The sequence below is a fragment of the Rhizobium grahamii genome, from assembly GCF_009498215.1.
GTDB classification, from domain to species: Bacteria; Pseudomonadota; Alphaproteobacteria; order Rhizobiales; family Rhizobiaceae; genus Rhizobium; species Rhizobium grahamii_A.
On sequence record NZ_CP043499.1, the window covers coordinates 357662 to 371497 of the forward strand.

Sequence of the window (13836 nt, forward strand, 5' to 3'; positions counted from 1 at the left end):
GTCGGTCACGTCGATGTCGAGCAGGAATCTCTGCGCACGTTGATTGGCATATGCGATAAGACCCTGGTCATTGACTAGCAGGATTGCCATGCGAAGATCGTTAAGGGCCCTTATGCAACTCCTTAAAATGGCTACCGCTCCAGGATTTAGAACCGCTATTTCGCCGCTGTCCGCGAGGGACTCGTGTCGGCGTGCTCCGTAAGGGCTGATAGCCCCATTTCTAGTGGTAAATGCTTTACGGACGTTTAAACGTGGCAACGTCTTGGGTTGCAGAAGACTGAGGTACATTGCATTCGAGCAATCCGCAGAACGCTCGTTTAAAGATTTCACCTAATTTTGGGGGGCTTTGGACAGGGGAATTCGGTGGCTTCCTGATGGAGCAGCCGGCGCTAAGCCATAGTAGCAATTCGATGTCCAATCACTCGATAGTCAATAAAACCGGCGGTGGCCTAAAATCGCACAGACGCGCTCTGGCACTCCTCATCTCAGCGAGGCGGCTGGACGGTTAATAACCGTGTCGGCGCCCGGCAAGCCGTGGCGATACGAACTTGTACTCGAGCGTGCTGAACAAGAATCCAAGACCTTCGACCTTCGTTGATTGATGCAAGCCGTTTAATGATGGCTTCGAGACTACATATCTACGCACCTGCAGTCTCAAAGACGGAAGCAGCCGACGGGGCAAACCCTGCGGCGTCAATGTTCACGCTTGAACGCCGTAACACAGCGCCAAATAATGCCGCGCGCTGAGTTACTTTTCTAGCCAAGGAAAGGCTTGCAAAGGAGCATGGCCCCCGCCGGGTGCTTGTCGCGATCAAGGAAAGGTTGAACGAGGAAGCTCAGACCGGTTTGTCGCCGACCACTTGAAAAAGGGCTATCCGCGCACGTTACAGGTCTCTCGAAAGAGCCATTCAAGATAAAGCTGTTTTCACCAAAGAACACAGGAAAATTTGGCTCGACCGGAATGCTTAGAAGGCCATGAGCGCGAATCTCGGGGCTGTTCATTTGGGCGTTGACTAGGCGTGCGGTCCTTCCTTCACTTCAAGTAAACTGTCACGGGATTAGGCTTGTGGTCTTTGTTGGCACCATTTCCAGAATCTACGGCTGCTCCAATCAAGCCGCCCACTACGATGTTACCAACCATAGCGTTGTTGCCCTCGTTCGTTGCTACCGTCTCCACCTTCGCGCTGCCAATCTGCTTGCCAAGTTTTGCAGTAGCCGTGAACGGTTTGTTGCGGGGCACTTTCAACTGGCAGGGCGTTGCGGGGCACGACAGACCGATGTCTGTTGTGACTGCGGCGCCCGAGGGTACTGACTGGATCGTAACGAGTTCTGTCGTGCCTCTCACGACGGATGCGCAACCGCATAGGGCCGCGAGGAGCGCGACTGCGGACAATGACCTGATTTTCATTCGATTCCCTCAAGAAATACGAAATGCTACTACCTCCGTTAGTAAATCCTGGCAAGTTGGAACAAGAGGGTAAGTTGAACTCAGTCGTTTCTTTGAGAGCGCGTGGACGCGAAAGCGTCAGTTCTACGATATCCGCCGGCGAGACCCTCCTGAAGTTGTGGCCCTTGCGCCTCATGAATTAATCACCCGGCAGGAGGCCGGTTGGTCAGCCAAGCCCTGAGTTATTGAGCCGCCGGTGTGTATCCCGCCAAAAAGCCGGAAACACTTTCCGCTCCGCGTCGATTGACAAATAACGGGATGTGACGCTGGAGTTCGTCCTTCAGGGGCAGGAGCCCAAGTGGTGGCGAACATCGTATAGGTTGACTTGGTCAGTTCTGGACAAGGGACACCGGGCAGGCTGAACAAGCACGGATCAACTGGTTCGACGTTGAAGGACTCCAATGCCAAGGATTTTAGGTAGCGCTTTCTCCCAGGTTGATAGGGAAGTCGGGGCAAGAATACGCGCCCGGCGAAAAATACTTGGGCTGTCGCAAACGATGTTGGCACAAGAGCTTGGCGTCACGTACCAGCAAGTCCAGAAATACGAAAATGGCAAAAACCGCATAGGGTCAAGCAGCCTTCACACTATTGCGCAGGCGTTAGGTACAACCCCCTCTGTACTGTTCGGTCAAATTGGGGTTGAAGACCCAGGTGGAACGCTGGAATTCCACGCTTTACATGAATTCGTTGGTTCGGCAGAAGGAATCGCGCTTAACCGGGCGTTCGGAAAAATTCGCGATGAGAAAGTGCGGCGAGCGGTCATTGCATTAATCGCGAGCCTGTCTGCGTCGAGACGTGAGCCTCAGTGACCTATGGGTCGGAATAGCCCAGTTCACGGTTACGTCTATCAAGGGCGATGGTGGTGTGGCAGGCTGGTCGTCTTCGAATTTTATTAGGAAACAGCCGAATCGACGCGTTGCCGAGAACCGTGAGGCGCTTACGACCTTTTGTGCCGTGGACGAGCCGAACTGGACGTTGCCGCCAATAATGACCCAGTCCTCTCGCTTGGGCAGGTCATTTATCCGCAGTTCGACCACTTCGTGTCGTCGAATTCCGGTTCGCACAACAGTTCGGCACATGAGCGCCTTTGTGTACGCCCGCCCTGCCTAGACACTGTTTAACCAATGCTTGATCAATTTCGCATCTGGAAGGAGAAGGAAGGGCTTCTTGTCTTCTTGAAACGCCCCGGCCCGAGATGTGATGGTCTTGTTAACGAGAGGCATTCATAGCGGCTCGGGAGAGCGACCGCAACGTCGCTGGCGATGAGGAAGGCCCGAAGGTAGCCGTCGGCTCGCGTGGTTCGGTATCGATATCTATGCTGTCGCACGAGCTTGTAACCAACGCCGTGAAGTACGGCTCCCTCCGGGTCGAAGGCGGTACAGTTGCCGTTCGCTGGCACACGGAGGGCAGGGGGGCCGCAGGCTCAGTTTTGTTTCACCTGGTGCGATGGCGGTGGCCCACCGGCTTTCGAACCCGCAACCAAAAACTTCGGCTTCAACCTAATTAAGATGGGTTTAATTGGAACCGGCAGCTCGACTCCAAGTTACGGACCTAATGGCTTCTCGGTCGACATGTCCGGTAGCTTTCCCAAATGCAGAGGAGCGACTGACTTGGCCCAATCAAAACCCTTCAGGCGACAAGTCGTCCTCGTCGTGGAGGATGAACCACTCCAGCAGATGATGGCAGTCGATTTGGTCGAGGATGCGGGTTTCGAAGCGGTAAAGGCATGTGATGCCGAAGAGGCCGTACGCATTCTGGAAACCCGGACCGATGTCCGCATCGTATTAACCGACGTCGATATGCCTGGAAGCGTGGACGGCCTGATGCTGGCCGCAGCCATCCGTGACCGATGGCCACCGATCGCCATCATTGTGACATCAGGCCGTGTCCGCGAAAGGGAAGTCCGTTTGCCGTCGGGCGGCGTGTTCTTCCTTAAGCCTTACGATACCCGGAAGGTAGCGCAGAAGCTTGTAGAGTTCGGCTCGCGCCACTGATCACACTCCACATCACAGCCTGAAGAAGGCCTTCCTTGTCGGCGGCAAGCGAAACCGTCTGGATCGTGGTCGGACGCCAGGTCAGATAGAACATCTCCTGCCGGTCATCTCAACCCTGACGGATCGCTTGAGGTCAAGGCTCGCCATCACGCCAAGGAAGAGCTGATGCTTAGGACGCAGCGCCGCACCGAATGCTCCGCCGACGAAGGCGTTCTTTACCGTGATGTCCTTGGGATCGAGACCGAAGACGTTGCAGATATAGTCGCGCGCGGCCTGTGGCCCCTCCGAAGGGCGCGCTCCTCGCCATTGATGGTCAGTGTGATATTGTGGCCTGTCTTTTCGGGACGAGAGAAACCTTGATCCATCGCTTATGCCTTTCAAATCGAGTAGGCGTTCAACGAGCATCACCTCGAGATGTTCCCTTGTCGGAGAGGCCGGCACCTGTCGCGGCCCAGAACAGCCATTAGTTCGTTGCCGTACAATTCGGGCGCTTGCTTCATTCGGCCGTGTCGCTAAATCGACAACGTCGAGGCATCCGACTATTTGAGGGGGATAAATGAATACGCGCGCATCCAGTCTGCAGGCTGCATCAGCAGAAGGGCGGTATCGTCTACTCGTAGACGCGATCACGGACTACGCCATCTATCTGCTGGATTCCGAAGGCCATGTAAGCAGTTGGAACGCCGGAGCGCAGCGGTTCAAGGGATACACCGAACAGGAAATTCTGGGCGAGCACTTTTCGCGTTTCTACACGGCCGAGGACAAGGCAGCGGGCGTGCCAGCACGAGCGCTTGCCACGGCCGAGAGTGACGGACGCTTCGAAGCCGAGGGCTGGCGCGTACGAAAGGACGGCGAACGCTTTTGGGCACATGTCGTGATCGACGCCATCCGTGATCAGCACGGCCATCTCGTCGGGTTCGCCAAGATCACCCGCGACCTGTCCGAACGAAAGATTGCTGAGGAAGTGCTCAGGCGCAGCGAGCAGCAGTTCCGGCTTCTGGTGCAGGGCGTCACCGACTACGCGATTTATATGCTCGATCCAGAAGGCAAGGTTGCGAGCTGGAACCCTGGAGCTCGCCGCATCAAGGGTTACGACGAAGAGGAGGTCATCGGGCAGCACTTCTCGCGGTTCTACACCGAAGAAGATCGCGCCGAAGAGATGCCCGCAAAAGCGCTGGCGACAGCCGCCGCCGAAGGCCGCTTCGAAAAGGAAGGGTGGCGCGTCCGCAAGGATGACCCGTTTCTGGGCGACGGTCATCATCGACGCTATCCATGACAACGACGGCAAGCTGCTAGGGTTTGCCAAGGTCACGCGCGACATCACCGAGAAGCGCGAAGCGCAGAATGCCCTGCAGCGGACGCAGGAGGAACTCTTTCAGGCGCAGAAGATGGAGGCGGTCGGCCAGCTCACCGGCGGTGTCGCCCACGACTTCAACAACCTACTGACAGCAATCTTGGGCAGTCTGGAGATCGCGCGGAAGAAGGCTACCGCGGTTCCCGAGATCGTCAACCTTATCGACAACGCGATCACTGGTGCGAAGCGGGGGCCTCCCTGACCCAAAGACTGCTCGCCTTCTCTCGCAAACAGGATCTCAAGCTGGAACCCGTCGACGTGCCTTCTCTGGTCTCGGAATTGGCTGAACTGCTGCAGCGCTCGATCGGACCCACCATCGAGATCAGCACGACGTTCCCGTTGTCGCTGCCGAAGGTACAATCCGACCCAAACCAGCTCGCCAACGCGCTCCTCAATCTGGTGGTAAATGCCCGCGACGCGATGCCGGGCGGCGGAGCCGTGACGATCTCCGCGAAGAAGACGTCGCTCCGGGAGGCGGAGATCAAGGGGGTGCGCGCCGGCGACTACGTCTGTCTCTCGGTGAAGGACGAGGGCGTCGGGATGGATGCCGAAACTCTTGGAAAGGCGACCATCCCGTTCTTCACCACTAAGGGTGTCGGGAAGGGAACGGGCCTTGGGCTTCCTATGGTGCAGGGCCTGATGGCGCAGTCCGACGGAGTTCTCGTCGTGAAGTCGGCACCTGACCAGGGGACCACTGCGGAACTCTGGCTCCCTGTCGCCGGGACGGTGCAGCAAGCGGTCCAACCCGCGCGGGGCCAACCGGAAGTCCGACCGTCCGGGCCACTCACCGTTCTCGCGGTCGACGACGACGCCCTGGTCCTGATGAACACCGTCCTGATGCTTGAAGATCTCGGTCATCAGACGCTTCAAGCGCAATCAGGCGATGAAGCGCTTGCAGTGCTGGTGGCCGGTCCACTGCCAGACATCGTCATAACTGATCACGCGATGCCGCACATGACCGGGGCGGAACTGGCGGGAAGAATTGCCGAAGGCTGGCCCGCACTGAGGGTCATTCTTGCAACGGGATACGCGGAACTACCGGACGGTCTCGAAATCGATCTCCCCCGACTTCCAAAGCCTTTTACCCAGAGAGAGCTTAACGCCGCGCTGGCGGTTGCGACAAACGACTGACGACCATCAGCCTGCTGTGTTGAAGACAAGGGAAACCGCCGACGCCTTTCACGGCGCCGGCGGTTTCTGGTTCGCTCTCGATTACAGACGGTTCGCGCGGTACCGCTTGCGCTCCGCCTCGATCTGCTCAGGCGTGTAGGGTTCGGCAGCTTCGTCGAACCGCGTCCAGCCCTGTTCTGAGTAGCTGGCGCGGCGGGCTGCCACGTCGACCGGCCGGGAACTGTTCAGGATCGCCTGGGCGTCCGCGACCTTGTTCTCGTCGACCTTGGCGGTAACGACCGAGCCGCCGCGGCGGATGCCTTCCGCATAGAAGTTCGCCTCGTCCTCCGGCACGCCTTCCTTGATCATGGCACCGACGATGCCGCCGACGGCCCCGCCTGCAACTGCGCCTGCAACCGCGCCCGCGGCGGTCGCGGCCAGCCATCCTGCGGCGACGACCGGGCCGACGCCTGGAATGGCCATCATGCCGAGGCCTGTCAGCAGGCCGCCGGCACCACCGGCGACTGCACCGATACCGGCACCGGTTCCAGCGCCTTCCTCCGCGTAGCTTCCCTGGCCTTCGACCTCGACGCCGTTCGCCTTGTTAGTGACGATGCTGATGTCGTCGGACGGAACGCCGGCTTTCTCAAGGGCTTTCACCGCTTCGCGAGCGTCGTTGTAGTTGTCATAGAGTCCTGTGATCGTACGCATGTCTTTTTTCCTCGCGCTCGCTTACTTGGCCATCGTCACGTTGCCCTGGAAGTCCAGAGAGACGCCGGCATCCTTGCCGTCTTTCTTAGCGGTCGCTCGCCAGACCCCCTGGTCATCGAGCTTCAGACCCATGACGTCGCTATAGCCGGCGTCTTCGATGCGTTCCTTGGCCTGGGCCTCTGTGAAGCTGTTCTTGCCTGCGACAGGAGCGCCCGGATTGTGTTCGGTGTTGACGGCCGGGGTCGTCTGCGACGTCGACGGGGTCTCGCTCTGCGCAAAGGCCGCGGATGCCGACAGAAACAGGCCGACGGAAACTGCGATGATCGTTCTCATTTAAGTGTCTCCTCTATTGCGAAAAGACAAACCTCGAAAAACGTAGTTTGTTCCGTCGGTTAGACATATTTTCGCAGGGCGGAATCGAGCCGTCTCACTCGCCTAAATCCTGAGGCGCCGACCCTGACGGCGGTGCGCTGATTGTCTCGAAAGGAGGTCGCAGCTATGTGCAAGTGACGTCTTTGGCTAGAAGGCTTATCCCGTTCGTGCAGGTTGATACCAGATGAAGTGTTAGCGGGCAGCCGAGGTGAGTCATTTTGCAACGCTAGATGTGTTAACACCTGTGCGAACGGGATAAGCCATTTGGCTAGTCTGCCCTGATTGGTGGCGAAACTTGAACTGGTGATTTTACGTCGACTTCAAGGTGTGGGTAGGGGATCGAGATACCAGCGCCTTTAAACGCGTCCCATAGTGCCATGAGGACTTGGCCGCGAACATTCGTCAAACCGTTGCTCGGATCTGAGATCCAGAACCTCAGCTTGAAATCGAGCGACGAAGCGCCGAAGGCTGTCAACCAGCAGACCGGTTTGGCGAAGTCGTTCCTGACACGTGGAACGGACGATGCGGTCTCGATCGCCAGACGCACGACCTCATGTGGATCGCTGCCGTACGACGTACCTAACACGACGTCGATCCTGACCAGATCGCTGGAGAATGACCAGTTCACCACCTTCTGCGAGATGAAGTCCTCATTCGGAATGAGGTATTCCTTGCCATCGCGTGTGATCACCGAGACAAAGCGGGATCGCAGATCACGAATGGAGCCGAATGTGTCACCAAGGGTAATGGTGTCGCCGGGCTTGATGCTCTTGTCGAGCAGAATGATGATGCCGGAGATGAAGTTCGATACTACCTTCTGAAGCCCGAACCCGATACCTACGCCCACCGCGCCCGAGAACACCGTAAGCGCCGTGAGATCGACGCCAGTTGCTGTCAGAGCCAAACCCGCGGCGACGACGATTAGGGCGATCTTGATGAGCTTGCTGATAAGCACCTTGAAGGACGGAGACAGATCGCTTGAGCGCTGAATCCAATGCGATGCGATCTTGGCCGCAAAGCTTGCGATCCAGACCAGGACCGTAACGAGAGCTATCGCTTTCAGGATGATTAGTACGGAAAGACGGACCGCCCCGAGATTGATCGAGGCGCTGTCCAGGGCCGCAAAAATCGGGTCATCCAACCCAACTACATAGAGCGCTATGTAAATCCATATCGCCATGGCAGCGACTTTCGCCAAGGTCCTGTTCCGGATGATCCTCGTCAGAACGGAGGCAGCCAGCCAAGCGGCGCTCAAAGTAAGCGTCGACGACACAAGCCATCGGTTCTGATCAGGAAAGTCGCGTTGAAGGACGGCAAGGGCGCCACCGAGCCATACAATCAAGAACAACCATCGCAGCCGACGTAAAACGCGATTACCATCCGCAAAAGGTCGGGGTTGCCCCTTATCATTCGAGCTTTGCCTTCGAGTGAAGGCTCGACCCTTCGTGCGGCTAACGTTGACGCAGCAAAACCTAACGCGATGATAACGATCTGGATGGCAGTCCACTCGTTGAGCAGGACGGAATCGACCCAAGCCATAGCTCGAGCTAACAAGATAGACAGATCCATATCTCAGTCCTCGGATGGTATCTCGGAGAACGGCCCCACACCGGTTTTGTTCAGGATTGTGAATGACGCGCGAAAGGCGGCCATCTGGAAAGGGGTCGGCGTTCGACCCTGGAATTGCGTCCTCGCCAACTCAAGGGGGAACCGGAGCGTGCGTAAACCGTTTGACTGCGACAGAGCGTGGGGACATCAAGTTGACATCTGGTTTTATGAGCTTCGGGAAGCGTTCACGTTTGGCGTGGCCGCTCGGTCTCTTGTGCGCCGCGGCATACTGGAGCGCGGCGGCAGCCGCTGATGGAAAGGCTGCTGGGCCATCCGAAGCCTTGTTTCTGGTTCAGATAATCATCCTCGTCATTGTCGGCAGACTGCTTGGAGAGGCAATGGTTCGCTCGGGTCAACCGTCAATCATGGGGCAGATCATCGGCGGAATTCTCCTTGGTCCGTCCGTGTTCGGACTGCTCGCGCCGGGGGCACAAGCGGCACTCTTTCCCGATGGTGACGCTCAGAAGGCGATGGCCGATGCCGTCGCCCAGCTTGGCATTCTATTTTTGCTACTGCTCGCCGGGATGGAGACCGATCTCGGCTTGGCGCTCAGGCTTCGCCGGGCCGCGGCGGGCGTCTCGCTCACGGGAATCATTTTGCCGTTCGCGTTAGGCTTTGCGCTCGGCGAGTTGGTGCCTGCCGCGCTGCTCCCTGATCCTGACGCACGGCTCGTGACGTCGCTCTTCCTTGGAACCGCGCTTTCCATCTCCTCGGTGAAAATTGTCGCGTCTGTCGTGCGCGAGATGGATTTCATGCGCCGAAACGCCGGCCAACTGATCGTGGCATCCGCCATCATCGACGACACCGTCGGGTGGGTGATCATTGCCGTGACATTCAGCCTCGCGCAAAGCGGGCAGGTCGATCTGACGACTTTGGCCAAGAGCGTGATCGGCACGGTTGCATTCATGGCTTTGAGCTTCACGGTTGGCCGGCGCATCGTCTTTGAGGTCATCCGTTGGACGAATGACAAGTTCAAAAGCGATCTGCCGGTATTGAGCGCCATCATCGCGATCATGGGCGCGATGGCAATCATCACCAATGCAATCGGCGTACACACCGTGCTCGGCGCCTTCGTCGCAGGCATTCTGGTCGGCCAGTCGCCTATTCTAACCAAGCAGATCGAAGGTCAGCTTAGAGGGCTGACGACGGCGCTGTTCATGCCCGTCTTTTTCGGATTGACAGGCCTCAGCACGGATCTGAGCGTGCTTGGGAATCCATCGATCGCTCTCCTCGCAGTCGGCTTGATCGTCATTGCGAGCGTGGGGAAGTTTGCAGGCGCGTTCGCCGGTGCCAAATTCAGCGGCTTTAACAACGCAGAGGCCATCGCACTCGGATGCGGCATGAACGCGCGCGGGTCGACGGAGGTAATCGTCGCATCGATCGGCCTTTCGGTAGGCGTGTTGGACGAGCGACTGTTCTCTGTGATTGTTGCGATGGCCGTGGTTACCACCATGGCCATGCCCCGACACTCCGTTGGGCGTTAAAGCGGCTGCCGATGCGGGACGACGAGAAGAACCGTCTGGAGCTTGAAGCTTTCGAAGACAGCAGCTTTCTTTCTGATTTCGAGCGTGTTCTGCTTGTGACCGATCAGTCATCGAGCAGCGATCTTGCTGCGCGCGTTGCTGGGCATTTTGCGGCTGTCAGAAATATGCCGGTCACAGTTCTCGCTGTTGACGCGCCGGATGGCCGGGTCCGCGCTGATGAGCAGACCGCGGAGGCTGACAAGCCCGCCCAGCGTGTTAGCGATCGTGTTAGAGAGATCGCAGACGGTGCTGTCGAGGCCGCTTCCAAAGAAGGATCTGAAGTCACATCCGACATCCACGTGTCAATCAGGGACAAGGATGGCAAGTTGGAGGATGTCCTCGCAGACACGGCGGAAAAGGGCCACGATATGATGTTCGTGGGCGTCGAGCCTACGACTGCCGAAAAGGGCGGATACAGCGAAAATTTATCGACAATGATTGAAGCATTCGAAGGTACGACCGCCCTCGTCGCATCAAGAGGAAGGATTCCCTCCAGCGATACCCAACTGAGAATTCTGGTTCCTGTCAGCGGGACGAAGCGCTCGATGAAGTCTGCGGAATTTGCGTGCGTCATAGCAAAGGCGAGCGGCGCCGCGATATCTGCGGTTTATTTTCAGGAGCCAGGGCAAGCCGTATCGTTGTCCAGAGTCAGCGACACCGGCAATGTCCACCGCGCTGCCTTCCACCGTATCGATCAGATTGCTGGCTTCTACGGTGTCGAGGTCGAGAAAGTGGTGTCTCAGGGCCCGTCGCCCGAGCTGGCGATCCTCACCCATGCGAGAAAAGGTAAGTTCAACCTGATCATCCTGGGCGTGAGCAGACGTACAGGTACAATCCTCTCCTATGGAACAATTGCAGATACCTTGCTTGAGACCGCCGATAGATCTTTTGTTTTCATCGAGACTTGAGGGTGCAGCATGGCATCTGGTTCATCTCTGATTGCTCGAATGAAGCGGTTATGTTGGGCGATGATGGGACATTCTGATAAGACATTCTGATAAGACCATACTGCTCATCTTGAATCGAGCCTCGCTTTCTCGGTGTCTCCGCCGCGAGGCCACGCAAAACCTAGCTGGGACGAGCGTCCTCCCGGCGTCTCTCCGTAAGCTTTGGAGGTCCCTCGGAAGTTTCCTTTGGCTCCGATGTCGATCACGGGATCAAACGTCAGCTACTCATCCCGGCAACGCATAGGCGATGACATAGTCTCCTGGGGGCGTTTCCATGAAGTGATGGCCTCCGGCAGTGATGACGAGGTACTCACGCCCCTTGTAACCGTAAATCATTGGATTTGCCTGGCCGCCCGCGGGCAAGACCGCAGTCCATACAGTTTTACCCGAGCGGTTGTCGATCGCCCGGATAAGGCCGTCCGTAGCGGCGGCAATGAAGGTTAGGCCGGACGCCGTGACAACCGATCCGCCATTGTTGGGCGTACCGATAGTGAAGTTGAGCCCGGTTGGTACGCCGAACGGTCCATTGTTTCTCGCCGTGCCGAGCGGACGATCCCAGAGTGTCTTGCCGGTCTTGATGTCGATGGCCCGGATGCCGCCATATGGAGGCTCCTTGCACAGAAGCCCAGTAAATGGCAGCCGCCAGCCAGCGTTGACCTGAACCGCGTACGGTACACCGGTTTGCGGATCGCCAGCACCCTCTGCCTTTGCAGGGGCGTTGGGGTCAAGCTCGTCACGCGGAACCCAACCCTTGGCATCTGCCTCGCTGCGAGGAACGAGGATATTGTAGTTCGGCATATCATTGTAATTAGCGACGATGATGCCGCGAGAAGGATCGATCGCAACGCTACCCCAGTCCGAGCCGCCGTTGTAACCAGGATATTCGATAGAGTGCAGGCTTGCTTCCGGTGGCGTGTACTGTCCCTTGTAGCTTGCTTGGGCAAACTCAGCGCGGCAGACGATCTGGTCAAATGGGGTCATGCCCCACATGTCGGCCGGAGTTAGGTCGGGCTTGCTCAGGTGGTTGAACAGCGAGTAGGGCTGGGTCTTCGAGCGCTGGTCGGGCTCGACGCCACCGCCTGGCACCGGGCGTTCCTCGACGCCAAACAGCGGCTTTCCTGTTCGGCGGTCGAGAATATAAGTCTCGCCCTGTTTTGTCGGGAAGACGATCGCCGGCGTTGCGCCCTGGGGACCGGGGAAGCTGATAAGGCTCGGCTGGGCGCCCGGATCATAGTCCCACACGTCGTTATGCACGTTCTGGAATTTCCAAATCGGCAAACCTGTATCAACGTTGAGTGCGGTAAGTGTCGTGCCATATTCCCGTTCGTCCGGTGAGCGCTGGCTGCTGTAATAATCGCCTGAAGGATTGCCGACGGGGAGGTAGACCATGCCGAGCTTGTCGTCGCCAGTGAAATTCGTCCACACGTCCGGCGAGCCGGAGGTGTATGATTGATCGCCGGTGAGTGGCTTTGATGTGGTGGGATGAGCTGGATCCCAAGCCCACTTCAGTTCGCCCGTCCGGGCGTCGAATGCCTTGATCACTCCCGAGGGACCATATGCCCGCTGGCCGTCGAGGACCTCGTGACCGACAACGATCGTGCCGCGTACAACCACCGGAGCGGAGGTGATGGCGACGTAACCTGGCCAATCAGGACCAATATGGTCTTCAATGCTGACTGCACCCGCGTGACCGAAACCTGAACAGGCTTTGCCCGTGCTCGCATCGACGGCGACGACCCTTCCGTCCAATGTTCCTTCAATTATGCGCTTCGCACAATCACCAACCGGGCTGATAGGTGGCGATGATGGGGTACCCTGGTTGTCGGAATTTGTCCTCTCATCGAAATAGACGAGTCCCCGGCAGGCGGCTGTGTAGGGGATAGCTTTGTCGGGAACATGAGGATCATAGCGCCAGCGTTCTTTTCCGTCGCCAGCATCGAGTGCGATTATCACATTATGAGGAGTGCAGGTGTAAACCGTGTCGCCGATCTTGATCGGCGTGTTCTCAAGACCATAGCCCTTCTTGGGTGTATCGCCGGTCTCGTAAGTCCAGGCGACCTTTAGCTGCGATACATTTTCCGGGGTGATCTCGGAAAGCGGCGAAAAACGCTGTGCGGCGAGGGAACGGCCATATGCGTACCAGTCATCGTCATCCGGTTTGGACACTTGGCCATCGCCGGTATTGGCCGCGTAACTATCTTTTCCAGGGTTTGGCACCTCTCCATCATGGTGATATCCATGCGGCGCAAAGGCCAGCCCCGCGCCTGCGCAGATGATCACGGCCAAGAGTGTGGCCAGGCTATAGGAGATTGTCCTGGAGAAGTTCAGACGCGGCATCAGCAGAGCAAGTACGAAGCCGGCGATCAGGACGACGTCAAAACGCGGGATCCAGCCCCAATAGTCGAGGCCTGATTCAGACGCAGTCCAAATTACGGTGCCAACAAAGACGAGCGCGTAAACATAAACCGCGGACCGCCTTCTGAGTATCCATAATATCCCTGAAAGGAAAAGGCCGATCCCTGCCATTGCGTAGTACCAGTTTCCGCCAACGGAGATCAGCCATGCCCCTTCACCGGCGAGGACGAGGCCGACAAGTGCCAGCAAAGTTCCGAAAAACAGCAGCAGCCAATCGCGCTTCAGGTCCGGCGAGCTATGAGCCATCGTATGGTCCTTCGTACAAAGGCGGGGCGACTTCGACCGTGACAGACGGTGACGAAGAAATATCACTATGTGACATATCGCGACTCCCAACGATGGCAAGTTCACCAGG

At 57.7% G+C, this 13836-nt stretch carries 8 protein-coding genes and 2 pseudogenes; 5 read left to right on the forward strand and 5 right to left on the reverse strand.

Going from position 1 to position 13836, the window contains the following annotated elements:
* Positions 1-1848: 1848 nt before the first annotated feature.
* Complete coding sequence (locus tag FZ934_RS20560) at positions 1849-2256, forward strand: helix-turn-helix domain-containing protein (protein WP_153272772.1); 408 nt, start codon at positions 1849-1851, stop codon at positions 2254-2256.
* An 801-nt stretch (positions 2257-3057) separates the two neighbouring features.
* Entirely contained in the window at positions 3058-3441 is a 384-nt protein-coding gene (locus FZ934_RS20565; protein WP_281409937.1) for a response regulator, read from the forward strand.
* Positions 3442-3522: 81 nt separating this feature from the next.
* Here FZ934_RS20565 and FZ934_RS20570 read toward each other — a convergent pair whose 3' ends face one another.
* A complete protein-coding gene (locus tag FZ934_RS20570) occupies positions 3523-3846 on the reverse strand; it encodes a molybdopterin cofactor-binding domain-containing protein (RefSeq protein WP_246738038.1) in 324 nt (107 codons plus the stop codon).
* A 151-nt stretch (positions 3847-3997) separates the two neighbouring features.
* Between FZ934_RS20570 and FZ934_RS20575 the strand changes: the two are divergent.
* Positions 3998-5926: pseudogene (locus FZ934_RS20575) on the forward strand (PAS domain S-box protein).
* A gap of 81 nt (positions 5927-6007) precedes the next feature.
* Here FZ934_RS20575 and FZ934_RS20580 read toward each other — a convergent pair.
* The 3 genes and pseudogenes from FZ934_RS20580 to FZ934_RS20590 all read right to left on the reverse strand — a co-directional run bounded on the left by FZ934_RS20580 (position 6008) and on the right by FZ934_RS20590 (position 8557).
* Positions 6008-6616: a general stress protein gene (locus FZ934_RS20580; protein WP_153272774.1), complete on the reverse strand. Its 609-nt coding sequence runs from the start codon at positions 6614-6616 to the stop codon at positions 6008-6010.
* Between the two features lie 21 nt (positions 6617-6637).
* Positions 6638-6949 (reverse strand): PepSY domain-containing protein, encoded by a 312-nt coding sequence (locus FZ934_RS20585; protein WP_153272775.1) that lies wholly within the window; start codon positions 6947-6949, stop codon positions 6638-6640.
* 307 nt (positions 6950-7256) lie between these two features.
* Positions 7257-8557, reverse strand: a pseudogene (locus tag FZ934_RS20590) (mechanosensitive ion channel family protein).
* A 191-nt stretch (positions 8558-8748) separates the two neighbouring features.
* Here FZ934_RS20590 and FZ934_RS28225 point away from each other — a divergent pair.
* Together FZ934_RS28225 and FZ934_RS28230 are read left to right on the forward strand one after the other, a co-directional pair.
* Positions 8749-10080, forward strand: coding sequence for a cation:proton antiporter (locus FZ934_RS28225; RefSeq protein ID WP_246737992.1), 1332 nt, complete (start codon positions 8749-8751; stop codon positions 10078-10080).
* An 11-nt stretch (positions 10081-10091) separates the two neighbouring features.
* Positions 10092-11027, forward strand: a complete 936-nt coding sequence (locus tag FZ934_RS28230) for a universal stress protein (protein ID WP_246737993.1) — start codon at positions 10092-10094, stop codon at positions 11025-11027.
* A gap of 264 nt (positions 11028-11291) precedes the next feature.
* Here FZ934_RS28230 and FZ934_RS20600 read toward each other — a convergent pair whose 3' ends face one another.
* Positions 11292-13727: a membrane-bound PQQ-dependent dehydrogenase, glucose/quinate/shikimate family gene (locus FZ934_RS20600; protein ID WP_153272776.1), complete on the reverse strand. Its 2436-nt coding sequence runs from the start codon at positions 13725-13727 to the stop codon at positions 11292-11294.
* Between the last annotated feature and the right edge of the window lie 109 nt (positions 13728-13836).